This window comes from Aeromicrobium sp. YIM 150415, assembly GCF_016918125.1.
Lineage (GTDB): Bacteria > Actinomycetota > Actinomycetes > Propionibacteriales > Nocardioidaceae > Aeromicrobium > Aeromicrobium piscarium.
The window spans coordinates 23,658-39,667 of record NZ_JAERWM010000031.1 but is presented as its reverse complement, the minus strand read 5'-3'; the positions used below and the strand labels follow the sequence as shown (position 1 = coordinate 39,667).

Annotated in this window: 17 protein-coding genes; 9 read left to right on the top strand and 8 right to left on the bottom strand. The window is 69.4% G+C overall.

Annotation, left to right across the window (positions count from 1 at the left end; genetic code table 11):
* Window positions 1–17: 17 nt before the first annotated feature.
* The 5 genes from JL108_RS18085 to JL108_RS18065 all read left to right on the top strand — a co-directional run bounded on the left by JL108_RS18085 (window position 18) and on the right by JL108_RS18065 (window position 5,483).
* Window positions 18–590, top strand: coding sequence for an OsmC family protein (locus tag JL108_RS18085; RefSeq protein WP_143914394.1), 573 nt, complete (start codon window positions 18–20; stop codon window positions 588–590).
* Complete coding sequence (locus JL108_RS18080) at window positions 590–2,149, top strand: AMP-binding protein (protein WP_205199519.1); 1,560 nt, start codon at window positions 590–592, stop codon at window positions 2,147–2,149. The genes JL108_RS18085 and JL108_RS18080 overlap by 1 nt, the downstream gene beginning before the upstream one ends.
* Window positions 2,146–2,970 carry an enoyl-CoA hydratase/isomerase family protein gene (locus JL108_RS18075; protein WP_205199518.1) on the top strand — a complete coding sequence of 275 codons (825 nt, stop codon included), beginning with the start codon at window positions 2,146–2,148 and terminating at the stop codon, window positions 2,968–2,970. The genes JL108_RS18080 and JL108_RS18075 overlap by 4 nt, the downstream gene beginning before the upstream one ends.
* A 53-nt stretch (window positions 2,971–3,023) precedes the next feature.
* Window positions 3,024–4,301, top strand: coding sequence for a crotonyl-CoA carboxylase/reductase (ccrA, locus tag JL108_RS18070; protein ID WP_205199517.1), 1,278 nt, complete (start codon window positions 3,024–3,026; stop codon window positions 4,299–4,301).
* A 138-nt stretch (window positions 4,302–4,439) separates the two neighbouring features.
* Window positions 4,440–5,483 carry a hypothetical protein gene (locus JL108_RS18065; protein WP_205199516.1) on the top strand — a complete coding sequence of 348 codons (1,044 nt, stop codon included), beginning with the start codon at window positions 4,440–4,442 and terminating at the stop codon, window positions 5,481–5,483.
* A gap of 3 nt (window positions 5,484–5,486) precedes the next feature.
* Here JL108_RS18065 and JL108_RS18060 read toward each other — a convergent pair whose 3' ends face one another.
* The 4 genes from JL108_RS18060 to JL108_RS18045 form a co-directional block, all read right to left on the bottom strand.
* The gene (locus JL108_RS18060) at window positions 5,487–5,861 is read right to left on the bottom strand and encodes a DUF4186 domain-containing protein (RefSeq protein ID WP_205199515.1); all 375 of its coding nucleotides are present in this window, start codon (window positions 5,859–5,861) and stop codon (window positions 5,487–5,489) included.
* The gene (locus tag JL108_RS18055) at window positions 5,858–6,250 is read right to left on the bottom strand and encodes a TraR/DksA family transcriptional regulator (RefSeq protein WP_205199514.1); all 393 of its coding nucleotides are present in this window, start codon (window positions 6,248–6,250) and stop codon (window positions 5,858–5,860) included. The genes JL108_RS18060 and JL108_RS18055 overlap by 4 nt, the downstream gene beginning before the upstream one ends.
* 156 nt (window positions 6,251–6,406) lie before the next feature.
* Window positions 6,407–7,231, bottom strand: coding sequence for an ABC transporter permease (locus JL108_RS18050; RefSeq protein WP_205199513.1), 825 nt, complete (start codon window positions 7,229–7,231; stop codon window positions 6,407–6,409).
* Window positions 7,228–8,199, bottom strand: a complete 972-nt coding sequence (locus JL108_RS18045) for an ABC transporter ATP-binding protein (RefSeq protein ID WP_143914402.1) — start codon at window positions 8,197–8,199, stop codon at window positions 7,228–7,230. The genes JL108_RS18050 and JL108_RS18045 overlap by 4 nt, the downstream gene beginning before the upstream one ends.
* Window positions 8,200–8,300: 101 nt before the next feature.
* Between JL108_RS18045 and JL108_RS18040 the strand changes: the two genes are divergently transcribed.
* On the top strand, window positions 8,301–9,140 hold the full coding sequence (locus JL108_RS18040) for a TetR/AcrR family transcriptional regulator (protein ID WP_205199512.1): 840 nt from the start codon (window positions 8,301–8,303) through the stop codon (window positions 9,138–9,140).
* Between the two features lie 10 nt (window positions 9,141–9,150).
* Here JL108_RS18040 and JL108_RS18035 read toward each other — a convergent pair whose 3' ends face one another.
* The 4 genes from JL108_RS18035 to JL108_RS18020 are packed head-to-tail and all read right to left on the bottom strand — an operon-like array spanning window position 9,151 to window position 11,956.
* On the bottom strand, window positions 9,151–9,795 hold the full coding sequence (locus JL108_RS18035; protein WP_205199511.1) for a hypothetical protein: 645 nt from the start codon (window positions 9,793–9,795) through the stop codon (window positions 9,151–9,153).
* A 1-nt stretch (window position 9,796) separates the two neighbouring features.
* Entirely contained in the window at window positions 9,797–10,144 is a 348-nt protein-coding gene (locus tag JL108_RS18030) for a DUF488 domain-containing protein (RefSeq protein ID WP_205199510.1), read from the bottom strand.
* A complete protein-coding gene (locus JL108_RS18025; protein WP_205199509.1) occupies window positions 10,141–10,893 on the bottom strand; it encodes a uracil-DNA glycosylase in 753 nt (250 codons plus the stop codon). The genes JL108_RS18030 and JL108_RS18025 overlap by 4 nt, the downstream gene beginning before the upstream one ends.
* A 46-nt stretch (window positions 10,894–10,939) precedes the next feature.
* Window positions 10,940–11,956, bottom strand: a complete 1,017-nt coding sequence (locus JL108_RS18020) for an Lrp/AsnC family transcriptional regulator (protein WP_205199508.1) — start codon at window positions 11,954–11,956, stop codon at window positions 10,940–10,942.
* Window positions 11,957–12,055: 99 nt separating this feature from the next.
* Between JL108_RS18020 and JL108_RS18015 the strand changes: the two genes are divergently transcribed.
* Genes JL108_RS18015 through JL108_RS18005 form a run of 3 tightly spaced genes read left to right on the top strand, consistent with a single transcriptional unit; the run spans window position 12,056 to window position 16,007 of the window.
* Complete coding sequence (locus tag JL108_RS18015) at window positions 12,056–13,333, top strand: amidohydrolase (RefSeq protein ID WP_205199507.1); 1,278 nt, start codon at window positions 12,056–12,058, stop codon at window positions 13,331–13,333.
* Complete coding sequence (locus JL108_RS18010; RefSeq protein WP_205199506.1) at window positions 13,330–14,682, top strand: DUF3100 domain-containing protein; 1,353 nt, start codon at window positions 13,330–13,332, stop codon at window positions 14,680–14,682. Before JL108_RS18015 ends, JL108_RS18010 begins: the two co-directional genes overlap by 4 nt.
* On the top strand, window positions 14,673–16,007 hold the full coding sequence (locus tag JL108_RS18005) for an L-serine ammonia-lyase (protein ID WP_307837316.1): 1,335 nt from the start codon (window positions 14,673–14,675) through the stop codon (window positions 16,005–16,007). Before JL108_RS18010 ends, JL108_RS18005 begins: the two co-directional genes overlap by 10 nt.
* Window positions 16,008–16,010: the final 3 nt, after the last annotated feature.

The window sequence follows — 16,010 nt, the reverse complement described above, 5'->3', positions numbered from 1 at the left end:
CCACGAAGGAGACATCCATGACCACCGACCATGCGACCACCGATCTCAACGGCGTCGACCTGACAGCACTGCGCGAGACGCAGGACGCCGTGCGGGCACGACCAGAGCTCGCGCAGGTGACCTTCGCCCTCGGCTCACAGTGGCTCACCGGTTGCCGCCAGCAGGCGACCACCGGTGAGGTGCTGCAGAATGGCGCCGTCGTCGAGGACCGTACGGCCCGCTACACGCTCGAATCCGACGAGCCGGCCGCGCTCCTGGGAAGCGACCACGCGGCAAGTCCGGGCGAGTACGTGTTGCAGGCTCTCGCGGGATGCTATGCGGTCACCTTCGCGGCGAACGCCACCTCCCGCGGTATCGAGCTCAGCGCACTGTCGCTCGACCTGGAGGTCGACTTCGATCTCCAGGGGTTCCTGGGTACTGACGATCGGGTGCGGCCGGGAGCGCAGGCGATCCGGGTGACGGTGCGCGCCGCCTCACCGAATGCATCTCGCGAGGAGCTAGAGAGCCTGGTCGGCGCCGTCGAGGCGCATTCGCCCGTCCGCGACACCCTGGCGAATCCCGTCGAGGTCGTCACGACTCTGGCGGACTGATGTCGTTCCCCTTGACGATCGACCATCTGTTGTGGCGGATGCGCCATGTGCATCCCGATGCGCGGGTGCTCGACGTGGTCGGCAGCGCTGATGGTCGCGACATTCAGTCGATGACCTTCGCCGGTCTGGCGGACCGGGTTCGCGCCCTGTCCGCCGGGCTGGCGAGGCGCGCCGGCGTCGCACCCGGTTCGACCGTCGTCACGATGAGCTTCAACACCCGGGTGCAAGCCGAGCTGATGTTCGCCGTCCCCGCGGCCGGAGCCCGGCTGGAGTGCTTGAACGTCCGGATGTCCAGCGACGTGCTCCTCGAGCAGATCGCCAGCTCGGATCCGGTTCTGGTCGTCGTCGACCGTGAGGTGCTTGATCACCCGGGTATCGGGCCGGTCGCCGCGGAGGTCGTTGCTCAGATGGCACCCGGCATCCACGTCCTGCGGGTCGATTCCCGCGGAGGTCCGGAGTACGACGAGATCATCGCGACGGGGGAGACCGCGAGCGGGGAGACGCCGGTCGTGGATGAGAACGTCCCCGCCTTCGTCTTTCACAGCAGCGGCACCACCGGCCGCCCGAAGGCCTATGAGGTCAGCCACCGCGAGCTCGTCCTGCACAGTCTCAGTCAGGCAGCGGACGGTGCCTCTGGGCTCACGACGACCGATCGTGTGCTGCCGCTCGCGCCGTTCTTCCACGTCAACGGGTGGGGGCTGCTGTTCACCAGCACGATGACGGGCGCCGACGTGGTCCTCATCGGAGGCGACCTGGCGCCTGGGCGGATCGCTGATGTGATGAGCGACCTCGGCGTCACCGTGGCCGCCGCGGTGCCGACGGTCTGGCACGACGTGTGCGGGGTCATCGCACAGAGCCCGGAACGGCGTCCGGCGCGTCTTCGCGAGGTGCTCAGTGGCGGAAGCGCGGTACCCCAGTCGGTCGTCGGCGATATCGAGCGACATCTCGGCGCCACGGTGGCGACCGCATGGGGCATGACCGAGACGATGGCCTGCAGCACCTATGAACGGTCTGAACCGGCGACCACCGCTGGCCGGCCGATCCCCCTGATGGAGATGCGCATCGCCGGGCCCGCGGGCCCGGCGGACGCCGGAGAACCGGGCAGCCTGGAGGTCCGCGGTGCCTTCGTCATCGGAGCCGCGTCGGACGACGGCTGGATGAGCACCGGCGACATCGCCTCGTTGGACGCTCGAGGACGACTGACCCTCCACGATCGCGAGAAGGACATGATCAAGTCCGGCGGCGAGTGGATCCCGTCGGCCGAGATCGAGCTGTGCCTGTGCGAGATCACCGGTGTGCAGACGGCGGCGGTCGTCGCCCGACCCGATGCGCGATGGGTCGAGCGGCCGGTCGCCTTCGTCGTGCTCGATCCGGCCGGTGGCGCGCCCATCGGACACGAGGTCCTGCGAGCCCATCTACAGCAGCACCTCCCGCGGTGGTGGGTGCCCGACGAGATCACCATCATCGATGACCTTCCCAAGACGGCGGTGGGCAAGATCGACAAGGTCGCCCTCCGCAGAGCACAGCACGCCGAGACGAAGAGCGAGGAAATGGCATGACCACACGACAGTACGAGTTCGTCGAGACCGAGGTCCGCGACAACATCGCCTGGCTGACGATCTCCCGGCCCCGCAAGCTGAACGCCCTGTCGGTTCAACTGATGGGTGAGCTCAAGGATGCTCTGGCGCGAGCCGAGGCCGATGACGCGGTGAGCGTCGTGGTGCTGCGCGGCGGCGAGACCTCCTTCAGCGTGGGGTACGACATCGCCGAGGAGGTCGAGCTCGGCGTATCCACAGCCGAGCAGTGGCACGCCGGCCTGACCAACAACATCGGCCTGACGATGCAGGTCTGGGGGCTCAGCAAGCCCGTCATCGGCGCGGTGTCCGGATGGTGCCTCGCGGGGGGATGCGAGCTGGCCATGGCCTGTGACATCCTCATCGCCACCCCGGACGCCCAGTTTGGCGAGCCCGAGATCAGATTCGGCTCCGGTCCGGTGACGCTCCTGATGCCCTTCCTCATCGGCCAGAAGATGACCAATGAGCTGTTGTTCACCGGAGACATCGTCGACGCCGAACGTGCTCGTGAGCTCGGGCTGATCAACCGGGTCGTACCTGCAGGCGAGCTGGAGGAGACGGTGTCCCGGCTGGCGGCCACGATCGCTCTGACACCGCTGTCGATCCTGCGTTATACCAAGCGTGCTCTCACCCGTGCCTACGAGGAGATGGGACTGCGTGGGGCCGTCGAGGCCAATCACGACATCGCCGCCGTGCTCAACTCCGCGGACACCCCCGAGCGGGCCGAGTTCACCGAGCTCGTCGCGACGCGGGGGCTCGGCGCAGCCCTCGCCTGGCGCGATGCCCGCTATGCGCCCAGCGAGTGATCCGTCCGCTCCAGCACCCACCCTTCGCACGACCACGAGATTGGAAGATCGCCATGACTGACCCCACCGACCGCAACCCCGTCGCCCACGGCCCGGAAAGCGCCGCCGATCTCGGTACGCTCCCGCCGCTGGGAGAGGTGCCACGGCAGATGCACGCGCAGATCGTGCGGCCGGACCGCTACGGAGACCCGACGCACGCCTTCCGGCACGAGGTGGTCGACACGCCGGCCATCGGCCCCGACGAGGTACTGGTGGCCGTCATGGCCGCCGGCGTCAACTACAACAATGTCTGGGCGGCGCGCGGCTATCCGGTCGACCAGGTCGCGGTGCGCCAGAAGCGCGGCGAGACCGAGGACTTCCATATCGGCGGATCGGATGCCTCCGGCATCGTCTACGCCGTCGGCGATCGGGTGGAGGGCTGGTCGATCGGCGACGAGGTCGTGGTGCATCCGGGTGTGTGGGATGCCGATGACCCCTGGATCGCTTCCGGCAAGGACCAGATGATCGCCCCGAGCGCGAAGATCTGGGGTTACGACACGAACTTCGGTGCTTTCGGGCAGTTCGCGCGGGTCCAGTCCCATCAACTCATGCCGAAGGCGGAACACCTGACCTGGGCCGAGGCCGCGGCACCGACCCTCGTCGGCACGACCGCGTACCGGATGCTGCACGGGTGGCAGGGCAACACGGTGCAGGAAGGCGACCTCGTCCTCGTCTGGGGAGGGTCGGGAGGTCTTGGCACCCAGGCCAGCCAGTTGGTGAGCGCCGCCGGCGGACGGGCCGTAGCGGTGGTCTCGGACGACGAGCGGGGCGCGTACGCGATGAAGCACGGGGCGATCGGCTATATCGATCGCCGCGATTTCGGCCACTGGGGTGTTCCGCCGCTCGTCGATGACGCGGCCGGGCAGAAGGAGTGGACCTCCGGTGCGCGCGCCTTCGGCAAGAAGCTGTGGGAGATCGCCGGCGGTCGCGAGGATCCCGCGATCGTCTTCGAGCACCCCGGGGCAGCGACCATCCCCACGAGCATCTTCTTGTGCCAACCCGGCGGGATGGTCGCCATCTGCGCGGGTACGACGGGCTTCGATGCGATGGTGGACCTGCGCTATCACTGGACCCGGCAGAAGCGACTGCAAGGTTCGCACGGCACGAACGACGCTCAGGCGTACGCGTACAACGATCTGGTCCGCCAGGGCACGATCGACCCGGTCCTCGGTCGGGTTCTCGCCTTCGACGAGATTCCTCGGTCCCACGCGGAGATGGGGCGCGGGGAGGAGGTCTTCGGCAACACCGTCCACCTCGTTGGCGCCGCTGATCCCGAGTCCGGGCGTCGGTAGTCTCGCGGCGACGTGTCCCCTCGGCCCGCGGCGCCAGCCGCCGCGGGCCGATGGGACACGATCTAGGCTGGTCGCGCCCAGTGGGCAGACCAGCCAGGGTTCGGCGATACCGTCCGATCTCGACCAGGACGGAGCACGATGGCAGAACCGATGGCTCGACGGACATGGGTGCGTCGGCGCGGCTGGCTTCTCGTCCTCGTCAGCGTCATGCTCGGGGCGGCCGCCCTCGGCGCGCGTTACGTTCCCCAGTACTTGGACCGCCGCGAGGTGACCGCGACGGTGTCCGGGGCTGCCGAGGTGGTCGAGGCACTCCCCGGAGTCACCTCGGCCGAGGCGACGGTCGATCACCGCATCCGCAGCCACCGCCAGGAACGCCGCGAGCGACTCACCGGCGCCGTCAGACCGCGCGGCGAGGTCACCGTCGACATCGTCCTGGCCTCGGACATCGTCCCTGAGCAGCTCGCCGAGGTGCTGCGGCATGTGCGTTCCGAGCTCGCCGACTCCGCGCTCGAGCGTCACGCGGTCTCGATGGAGTACACCCAACTCGGCAGCGAGCGGCGGGTCTTCGATGGTTGGGGAGTGGCCGAACCCGTGGTCTCCCGCTCGGCCGAGCAGCTCGACCGGATTGCGGCCTATGCGCTCGGCCTGCCCGACGGCGCGTGGTTCGATCTCGATCCGGCCACCTTCGAGCAGGGGCAGTTCACCGACGCAGGGCCGCCGTTGTTCCGCGAGCTCCTCGGACGAGAGGTTCACGGTGGTTTCACCGTCGGGGCGCGCCTCGGCTCCGTGACCGTCGGCGAGGCACTCGACGAGGCGGTTCGTCTGACGAGCGATGCCGCAGACGTCCTCGACGGTCCGACCGCTCTGCATCTGCTCGGCCCGAACGACATGATCGTACGTACGGCGACGGAGCCGGAGGGACTCGATGAGGCATGGCGCGAGATCGCGGTGCGTGCACATCAGCTCGCCGAGGCCGATGAGCTGAGCCTGTCATTCGAGGCCGCACGGGAATGGCCGATCGGCGGGGACGCCCTCGAGGGCACGACGACGGTGACCCTCACACTGGAGGGTGCCGGAAGCTGCGCGGACGACGATGCCTATCGGTCGTTGAGCCGCGACGCGGCGCGGATCCTCGATGAGCAGTCGATCCAGCACGCTGTCGACATCGTCGGTTGCCCGTAGACGTCAGGGCGGCGGTTCGCCGGGAGCGTACTGACCGGAGATCCACCGGCAGATCGCCTCGACGACGTAGTCCCTCTCCGCCTCGTCGAGGGCGCGGCCGGCGGGGATGCCGTGCCAACGGGCCAGGCAGGTGCGGCAGCAGGTCGCGGTCGCGTGCTGTGCCACGAACACCGGGTGTCCGCGATACGGCGTCTGGCGTCCGTCGTTGCGTGGCTCGGCCGGGGCCAGCCGACGATCGATCAGATCCCGGGCGTGCCGGCGGACGGTGGCGATCCCGCGTAGGTCGACGACGGCCCGGTCCCGGCCGTACAACCGGAATCGTGCGCGGAACCGCTGTCGGCCGATCCGGTGCAGGCGGGCGTCCAGCTCGTCGGTCACCGAGCAGCCCGTGTCGCGCAGCCGATGCACCGGCGCGCGGCCGGCTGGGCCAGTAACCGCTCGTGGGCGATGGGCTCGCCGCAGTCCTCGCATCGCCCGTACCTGCCCTCGGTGATCCGCGTCAGAGCGGCGTCGACATCGTTCAGGTGAGTGGTGGCAGACGCAAGCAGAGCGCTAGCCTGCGAACGGTCGAAGGCGATCGTGGAGCCCTCGGGATCGTGCTCGTCGTCGTTGGCGCCGAGTTGTGTCGTCTCGACGATCGACGTGACATCGCGTCCGAGCGCGGCCATCCTGCGCACGGTGCGCTCGCGGTCGGCGGCGAGCAGTCGCTCCAGCTCGGCGAGGTCCGCGGGGGAGAACGCCGGGTCGTTCTGGTTCGCCGGTGTCATCGGTCTCGCCTCCTGACGGGATCGTCGATATCGGTCCGTGCGTCGGCGCCCGAGTGGCGCGTGGAGACCGATGATGATGCGTTACGGCCGCTATAGCCGCCGTAACGCATCATCATCGATCCCCGGCTCCCATCAGTGCCGGGCGTTTCCCAGGGATCAGATCGTGCGGCGGACCTTGCGGACGCCGATGACCAGGCCGACCGCGCAGGTCGCGATTGCGGCGAGGAGTCCTTGGAGCACGTCGGCGTGCCAGAGCGTACCGGTGAAGAGCATCCGCTCCGCGTCCACGATGTAGGTCAGCGGATTCGCCTTCGAGACGATCTGCATCCACGTCGGTCCGGTGTCGAGGGGGAGCATCATCCCGCCGAGCAGCAGTAGCGGGAAGATGACCGACTGCTGGACGCCCCAGAACAGCCACTCGCGGTCCTTGGACAGCAACCCCAGCGTGTACGACAGCGAGCCGAGGCCGATGCCGAAGATGCCGAGGATCACGAGGCCGACGAGCACGTGTCCGGGATAGAAGGTCAGGCCGAAGGGGATCGCGACCAGCGTGATCACGAGGGCCTGCACGACCAGCGGGGCGAACTCCTTCAGCGCACGGCCGACGAGGATCGAGGCGCGGCTGATCGGCGTCGCGAGGATGCGCTCGTAGGCCCCGGTCATCAGCTCGTAGAGCAGGTTGCTGCCCACCATGCCGGTACCGAAGACGGCGATCATCACCAGGATTCCGGGCAGAAACCATTGCAGGGCGGATGAGCCGTCGATCCCTGAGCCACCGAGCAGGCCGTCGAGCAATGGGCCGAAGAGCGCCAGGAACATCAGCGGCTGGAGGAGGGAGAAGATCAGCGAGAAGGGGTCGCGTAGGAGGAGCAGGATCTCCCGGGTGAAGACCGCGCCGGTGTCGTGGGCGAAGGTGCCCACCGGCGAGCGCTGGAGAAGTGGCGTCGCGAGCGAGGGCATGGGTGTGTCGGTGGTGGTCATGCTGCGTCCTCTCGAAGGCTACGACCGGTGAGGTTCAGGAAGACATCGTCGAGGCTGGCCTGTCTCACGTCAGCCGACGCCACGGTGAGACCGGACGCCTCGAGTGCCCGGAGCGCCGGCGGGACCAGGTCGGGCCCGTTCGCCGAGCGCAGGCGCAATCGCACCGATCCATCGGGCCGAGCGGTGTGCTCGCTCGACGCGGCCAGTGCCGGGATCGCCGAGAGGGCGCGCTCCGCGATATCCCCGCCCTCGCCGGTGAGCTCGAGGGTGACCACGTCGTCGGCGTATTCGCGTTTCAGCGCCGCGGGTGTGGCATCGGCGATCACCGTGCCGTGATCGATCAGGACGATCCTCTCGGCCATCGAGTCGGCCTCGTCGAGGTAGTGGGTCGTCAGCAGCATCGTCATGCCGGTCTCCTCGCGGAGTCGCAGGATGTGCTCCCACAGATTGGCGCGGGCATGCGGATCGAGGCCCGTCGTCGGCTCGTCCAGGAAGAGCAGTCCCGGACGGTTCATGAGCCCCATCGCGACGTCGAGGCGTCGTCGCTGCCCGCCCGATAGCGACACGACCGAGCGTTTCTCGAGTCCGGTGAGCTCCAGCGCCGCCAGCAGCTCGGCGGCGCGTGTCTGCGTGGTCGCACGGGGGACCGAGTAGAAGCGTCCCTGATTGTGCAGCTCGTCGAGGACGCGGTAGGAGTGCCCGGCCGCATTGCCCTGGCCGATGTAGCCGATGCGGGCGCGTACCTCGCTCGGATGGGTGCGGATGTCGTAGCCGGCGACCGTGGCGGTGCCGGCGGTCGGGTGGAGGAGGGAGGTGAGCATGCGGAGGGTGGTGGACTTGCCGGCCCCGTTGGGACCGAGGAAGGCCACCAGCTCTCCGTCGCCGACCTCGAGATCGATGCCCTTGACGGCTTCGACGGTCTCTTTCTTGCGGGTGAAGGTCTTGGTGAGGCCGCGGGCCTGCACCATCGGATTTATCGTACGGCGTACTGAATCTGCCATAGGGATAATGGTACGGCGTACGATAAAGGCACGCAAGCGCCGGGTGAGATGCTGGTGGGGTGGACCCGATGAGTGACGAGAGCGCGGCCGTCGAGCAGGCGAGACGGCGCATCGCCGCGCTCTGGGGCCAGGCCCCGGCCCCGACACGGGGTCGCCCCGCGCGGATCACGAGGGACGAGGTGATCGAGGCGGGGATCGCCCTGGCCGACGCCGAGGGGCTCGATGCCGTCTCCATGCGCTCGGTGGCACGGAGGCTCGAGGTCGGCGCCATGACGCTCTACTCCCATGTCGACGGCCGCCGCGAGCTGCTCGACGCGATGGTCGACCGCGCCTATGCCGATTTCACGATCCCCGATCCGGATCTGCCGTGGCGCGCCGGACTGGAGCGCTATGCCCGAGAGATGTGGGCGCACCGTCGTCGTCATCCCTGGCTGGCGGATGTGAACTCCTGGCGGCTGCCGCTGGGACCGCACGTGTTCGATGTCGAGGAGGCGGGCTACCGCACGCTGGTGGACACCGGCCTCAGTGCGCGGCGGGTCGCCGAGATCGTGGGCGTCGTCCAGAACTTCGTGCTCGGCTTCGCGCGTTCCGTGGCCGCCGAGGAGGCCGAGGCCCGCGACGAAGGCATCGACTACGAGACCTACTGGCGATCCACCTCGGACTTCTGGGAGCACCACTTCGACCCTGAGCGGTACCCGAGCATGACCCGGCTGTGGTCCTCCGGCGCCTTCGACGAGGATCAGGGCCCCTTCGACGTGCCGCTCAGTGGTCTCCTGGACACCATCGAGGTGCTCATCGAGCGGGCCCAGGCCGAGGGCGCATCACCGATCCCCAGCTATGAGGACTGCATGGCGCGCTACGACGAGGAGGTCGCGCGTCAGATCGAGGAGTTCGAGGGCCGGGCGTGATGGCGTGACATCAGCCGGTGGCGCGCTGCACGAGGGTGCGGAGGCGGGACATCATTCGCCATGTCATCACGGCGCTCACGAGGCTAACGATCTCGCCGCCGAGCCGGTCGCTGCGACGGCTCGCGGCGTACCGCTCACGCAGGTGAAGCCGGGTGAGGGGACGCCCGCCGGGCCCTCGTGACGGCGAGAGGCAGAACGCCCAGGTCATGTCGAAGTCTGCATGGCCCGGGGCATCCCCACCTTGTGAGGTCACGACGAGATGGTGGCCCGGCTCGACGGTGGCGACTCTCAGCGCCACCTGCGGATGCAAGCGGAAGGGATCGCCGACGTGCAGCTCCTGCCACTCATCGTGCACCCGGTCGGCGCCGACGATGCGACAGCCGACAAGGTTCTCCAGCAGTTCGAAGGAGTAGAAGCCAGCTTTGTCCTGTCCGAGCTGGACGATCCAGGGCCACACGTCCTCGGGAGCAGCCCCGATAGTGCAGGCGCGGTCGGCCTGCACGATCGGGCCGGCAAGGAGTTGGTCGCCGGGACGTGGAGCGGTGGCCTCATCGAGACTGGCTCCGAGCCGTCGGTGCCGGCCCCGGGCCGCGATGGCTCCAACGGCTGTGATGGCGGCTCCGGCGACCAACGCTCGTGGACCAGGACCCTTCATCTCATTCCTCCCTCAGCAGCTGCCGGAGCACAGCGGCGTGGCTGATCTCGACGCTCTTCGTCGCGGTCAGCAGAGTGAGGGAGCCGGCGTCGGCATAGCGACGCAGCTCGTCGAGGGCCTCGGGATGGTCGCCCAGCTCGACGCGGTAGCGCTCGGCGAACTCCTCGAAGCGATCCGGATCGTGTCGGTACCACCGGCGCAGCTCGGTCGAAGGAGCCGCGCCCTTGCACCATGAGTCGAGCTGCGCGCGCTCCTTGCTGATGCCGCGCGGCCAGAGCCGGTCGACGAGGACACGGGCTCCGTCCGTGGACTCGGGATCCTCGTAGATCCGACGGATCCGCACCGTCATGAGGACTCGCTGGTCAATCCGGCCAACCCGCGGGCGTGGGTGAGGACGTCCTCGAGCATCGCCGGCGTGAGACGTCCGGTGAAGGTGTTCTGCTGGCTGACGTGGAAACATCCCAGCACCGTCAGGGTGCGTCCGTCGGGATGGACGAGTTCCACTACGGCGCCGTGCCCGAAGCGCGGTCGTGGCCGCGGCACCTGCCAGCCGGCCTGGCTGAGGACGCCGAACAGCGCCTGCCAGCCGAAGCCGCCGAGCACCACCGCGACCTCGAGGGTGGAGGCCAGCAGCTCGAGCTCGCGAGTGAGGAACGGCGCGCAGGCGTGCCGTTCGGCCGGTGTCGGCTTGTTGTCCGGGGGTGCGCAGTGCACCGGAGACGTCACCCGCGCGTCGATCAGTCGTAGCCCGTCGCCGGCGCTCACGGCATGCGGCTGACTGGCGAGCCCCACGGCATGCATGGCGGCGAACAGCACGTCGCCGCTGCGATCGCCGGTGAACATCCTCCCGGTGCGATTCGCGCCGTGGGCGGCCGGTGCCAGACCGACGATGAGGATCGAGGCATCGGACGGGCCGAAGCCAGGCACGGGTCGCCCCCAGTACTCCTGATCGCGGAAGGCCGCACGCTTCTCACGGGCCACCTTCTCCCGCCAGGCCACGAGGCGCGGACAAGCGCGGCAAGAGGTGATCAGCGCCGCGAGACCGTCGATATCGGTGACGCGGTCGGCCCGGTCGGGCGCGGTCGTGGGATCGGCCATCTCCCTCACTGTAGGACCACGTCGCCCTTCCGGCACGGCCTCAGCGTCACAGCTCGGGCGGAGGGGACACGGGGATGACCTCGCCGGTGGCGAGACCGTCGTCATCGAGGAGATGTCCGAGGTGCTTGTGGATGCGCATGACCACCGAGCGATCGTCGATATGAGCACCGGGGACCGCCCGTTCGAGCGCGGCCTCGAAGCCGTGGATGGAGGCCAGGTCGCGCAGCCATACGGCCAGCACCAGGTTGTAGCGTCCGGCAGTCAGTGCGGCGAGCCGCACCTCCGGGACGGTCGTGAGCGCGGCGCGCAAACGCGGGACCGCGCTCGACGGCACCTGGACGAAGTACCAGGTGTAGACCGGCCAGTCCGAGACCCGCCGCGAGATGTCCGTGCGCATCCGTAGCCGGCCGTCCTGGCGCAGCACCGCGATCGTGTCGCTCACGCGCTGCGCCGGGACGTCCCACCGCCGACCGATCTCGGTGGGGGTGGCGCGCCCGTCGAGGGAGAGCTCGTGGCGCACGACGTCGACGAGGTGCGGTGGCAGCGTCTTCGGAGCGCGCGGGCGCGGCTTGGCCGGGCCGGGGATGGCTGCGGCCTCGGCGGGGGAGAGCTCGCGGAGCCGCCAGGTGCCGCCCTCGATGAAGATGTCGACCACGATGTGGGTGCGCACCGCCCGCACCCCCGTGGTCTGCGTCAGCCGGTCGACGATGAAGCGCGACAGCTGGTCGGCCGACCCTGCGTTGACGGTCAGGAGCAGATCACGGCCTCCCGCGGTCCGCTCGATCGTGATGATCGCGTGATCGCGGGCGAGCTCGTCCGCGACGGCGGTCAGGCGGCTCGGCTCGCAGTCCACGTCGATGAGGGCGAAGCCATCGAGACCGCGGGTGCCGGACACGCCGGTGATCCAGACGTACCCTCCCTCGCGCAGCCGGCTCCAACGCCGCGACACCGTCGCCGGGTCGGTGCGCAGCGCCGCGGCGATATCCGAGAACGAGGCCCGCGGGTCGATCTGCAGCGCATGCAAGAGGCGCAGATCGGCGGGATCGAGCGTGGAAACGTGCATCGAACCGATTGTATCGCCGGTTTTCATGCAATGTCACCGGGTGGAAACCTCCTCCCGCGCACCATCGTTCCCGTACGTCATCCCTGTGTGAGGAGTCACATGTCATCGCCGACCGAACCCGCGACCACCGTCACGACCACGTTGAAGGGCCGCGTGGCCGAGGAGCTCGCCGCACGACGCGAGCAGCTCCTGGCGCTCAGCCACGCCATCCACGCCGATCCCGAGCTCTCATGGCAGGAACACCGTGCCGCCGCCCGGGTCGCCGACATCCTGCGGGAGGCCGGGTTCGCCGTCGAGGTCGGTGCCTACGGTGTCGAGACCGCGGTCGAGGCGGTGATCGGCGACGGTGACCTCTCGGTCGTCATCTGCGCCGAGTACGACGCCCTCCCCGGGGTCGGACACGCCTGCGGCCACAATGTCATCGCGAGCGCCGGCGTCGGCGCGGCCCTCGCCCTCGCTCCGGTGGCGGAGGAGGCCGGCCTGCGGGTCACTCTGCTCGGAACGCCCGCTGAGGAGCACGGCGGCGGCAAGGTCTCGCTGCTGCAGGCGGGCGCGTGGGAGCACGCCGACTTCTCGATGATGGTCCACGGGATGACCGGTCCGGATCGCGGCGCGGCCAGCTTCCGCTCGACCGCCGTCGACCGTTTCGAGGTCGAGTTCACCGGGGTGGCCGCCCACGCCGCCGGAGCACCGGAGCACGCGGTGAACGCGGGTGCGGCCGCCTCCCTCGCCATCACGGCGATCGCGATGCTGCGCCAGCACATCGTGTCGACATCGAACCTGAATGCCTTCATCTCCTTCGGCGGTGAGGCCACGAATGTGATCGCCGATCGTGCCGTCCTCCAGGTCGAGGTCCGCGCCGCCGAGCTCGACGAGTGGGCCGAGCTGAGGCGACGTGCGCTGGCCTGCTTCGAGGGCGCGGCGATCGCCACCGGCTGCTCCTGGAGCCACCGGCCGACCGAGCATGCCTACGCACCGATGCGACCCGACGAGACCCTCGCCGGGCTGTGGGACGCCAACCTCGAAGCACGCGGACGGACCATCGTCCACGAGGAGGGCATCGGCGGCGGATCCACGGACATGGGCAATGTGTCCTGGGTCGTGCCGACGATCCACCCCGTCATCTCCTTCATCGGGGAGGAGACGGTGCCGCATCATCCCGACTTCGCGGCCTCCGCCGTCACCCCCGCGGCCGATGACGCCGTCATGGACGGCGCGGCGGCCCTCGCCTGGACTACCCTCGACATCGCCCTCGACCCGGTCGTGCGCGAGGACTTCCGCCAGCACACCGCGCAGCGTCCCGCGGGTGCGACCACCCAGCCGCTTCCCGGTGCTCCCGCCACCCTCACCCATGCCGACATGGAGGCCCTGCGATGAGCGACTCGACCAAGCCACAGCCGGCCACCACGCCGATGTCATCGCGGACTCATCGGCTGGTGCCTGCCGCCCGTCCGCTCGGGGTGCTGATCGCTCTCATCGCGCTGATCTCGGTGGGAGCCCAGCTCATCGGCCCGCTGGTGATCCCCGTCGGAGTCGCCGCGATCACCTTCCTGCCGATGATCTGGGGGCTGTTGACCGGCATCCTGGTCTCGGCCCAGCGGGTCCGTCCGATGCCGGTCTACCTGCAGGACGCCGCCGGTGTCATCATGAGCGTCGCCGTCCTGGTGCTCTGCGCCCGTCTCGCGTTCACCATCGGGCCGAACATCCCGCTCGTGCTCGACGCCGGCCCGGCGCTTCTCCTGCAGGAGGTCGGTCACCTCTTCGGCACGATCCTGCTCGCGCTGCCGCTCGCGGTCCTGCTGAAGATGGGACCGGCGACGATCGGCGCCACCTTCTCGATCGATCGCGAAGGCTCCTTCGCGATGGTCAGCGAGCGCTACGGCCCGTCGTCGCCGCAGTATCGCGGCGTGTTGTCGATGTACGTCTTCGGCACCGTGTTCGGTGCGCTGCTGGTCAGCCTCATCGCCTCGCTGGCGTCCTCGCTGGGGATCTTCGATGCCCGGGCGCTCGCCATGGGGGCCGGCGTCGGCTCCGGGTCGATGATGGCCGCCGCGGCCGCGGCGGTGGTGGCACAGCATCCGGACCTGAGCGACCAGGTGCTCGCACTCGCCGCCACCTCGAATCTCATCACCGGCTTCCTCGGCCTCTACGTGGGTGTCTGGATCGCCCTGCCGTTGGCCGAGAAGTTCTACCGCTTGCTGGCCCGTGACCACGGCGATCTGTCCGATGACGAGGGGACGGCCACCACGCCCGAGCCCACGCAGACGGCGGTCGTCGCCCCTCCGCGCGTGCACGTTCCGCTGCTGACCACGATGGCGGTGCTGATCGGGATCGGCTTCATCGTCTCCTCGGTGGCGGCAGGCCGGATCTCGCTGTCGATCCTGGTGGGCTATCTGGTCATGGCGGCCCTGGTGGCCGTCGGCATCGGGGTCGCGCGGGTCACCCGCGGCAAGCTGCCCGCCATCATCGTCGTCGTCACCGTCGGAGCCCTGCTCAGTTCGCCGGCCTCGCCCGTCGACACCTGGATGATCGGGCAACTGGAGAGCATCGACTTCCTGTCGGTGTGCACTCTGCTGCTCAGCGTCGCAGGCCTGAGCCTCGGCAAGGAGCTGCCGATGCTGCGCAAGATCGGCTGGAAGATCATCCCGGTGGGCGTCGTCTCGATCACCGCGTCCTTCCTGCTCTCGGCGGTGGTCGCCGAGTTCGCGCTCGGGCTGTGGGGCTGACGGCCACCCAGGTCGGGCACGGGGTCTACGTCTCCGTGCTCGACCTGTTCTCCATCGGCATCGGCCCGTCGAGCTCGCACACGGTGGGGCCCATGCGGGCAGCGGCCCGCTTCCGGCAGGTGCTGGGCGATCGGCCGGTGGACGCTCTCCAGTGCACTCTGCACGGCTCCCTCGGTGCGACGGGCCACGGACACGGCACGCCCGCGGCGGTCGTCGCGGGACTGGCGGGGGCTGCCCCAGAGTCGGTCGACCCCGACACGGTCCTGGAGCGCTGGACACGGCTGCAGGCCGGTGGCGTCGAGACGATCCTCGGCGCGCGACTCACCGCCCGCGACATCGTGTTCGCTCCGCGCGAGCGGCCCTTCGGTCACCCCAACTCGATGACCTTCGAGGCGTGGGCAGGGGAACGGCTGATCGAGAGCCGGTCGTATCTGTCGGTCGGGGGCGGGTTCATCGAGGAGATCGGCGCGGAGAACGCGGCTCCGGAGGGACCGGCATCCTCGTACTCGTCCATGACGGAGCTGCTCGTGCTCTGCGCGGAGGCGAGCATCCACGAGATCGCGTGGGCGGACGAGATCGGTCTGCGCGACGCCGAGACGCTGCGATCAGGCATCGCCGAGATCTGGTCGACGATGTGCGGCTGCATCGAGGAGGGCCTGAGTCTGCGCGGAGAGCTGCCGGGTCCGTTGCGGGTCCGTCGTCGTGCCGCGGAGGGATGGGCGACGCTTCCGTCGGAGGCTGTGGAGGAGCGGCTGGCGCTCTACGCGATGGCCGTGAACGAGCAGAACGCGGCGGGCCGCCGGGTGGTGACCGCCCCGACGAACGGCGCGGCGGGAGTGATCCCGGCCGTCATGTACCACGCCCTGGGCGGTGGGGCCGCGCCGCGGAAGCACGTGGAGACCTTCCTGCTCACGGCGACCGCGGTCGGCTCCATCATCAAGGCGCGAGCCTCGATCTCGGGAGCTGAGGCAGGGTGCCAGGCCGAGGTCGGGAGCGCCTGCGCGATGGCCGCGGCGGGGCTGACCGCTGTCCGCGGCGGCACCCCGGCGCAGGTGGAGAATGCCGCCGAGATCGCGATCGAGCATCACCTGGGCCTGACCTGCGATCCCGTCGGTGGGCTCGTGCAGATCCCGTGTATCGAGCGCAATGCGGTGGCGGCGTCGACCGCGCTCACCGCCTCGCGGCTCGCACTGCTCGGCGACGGATCCCACGTGGTGCCTCTGGACACCGCGCTGGAGACGATGCGCCAGACCGGCGCGGACATGTCGAGCCGGTACAAGGAGACCAGCCTCGGCGGCCTGGCGGTCAACGTCGTCGAATGCTGACGG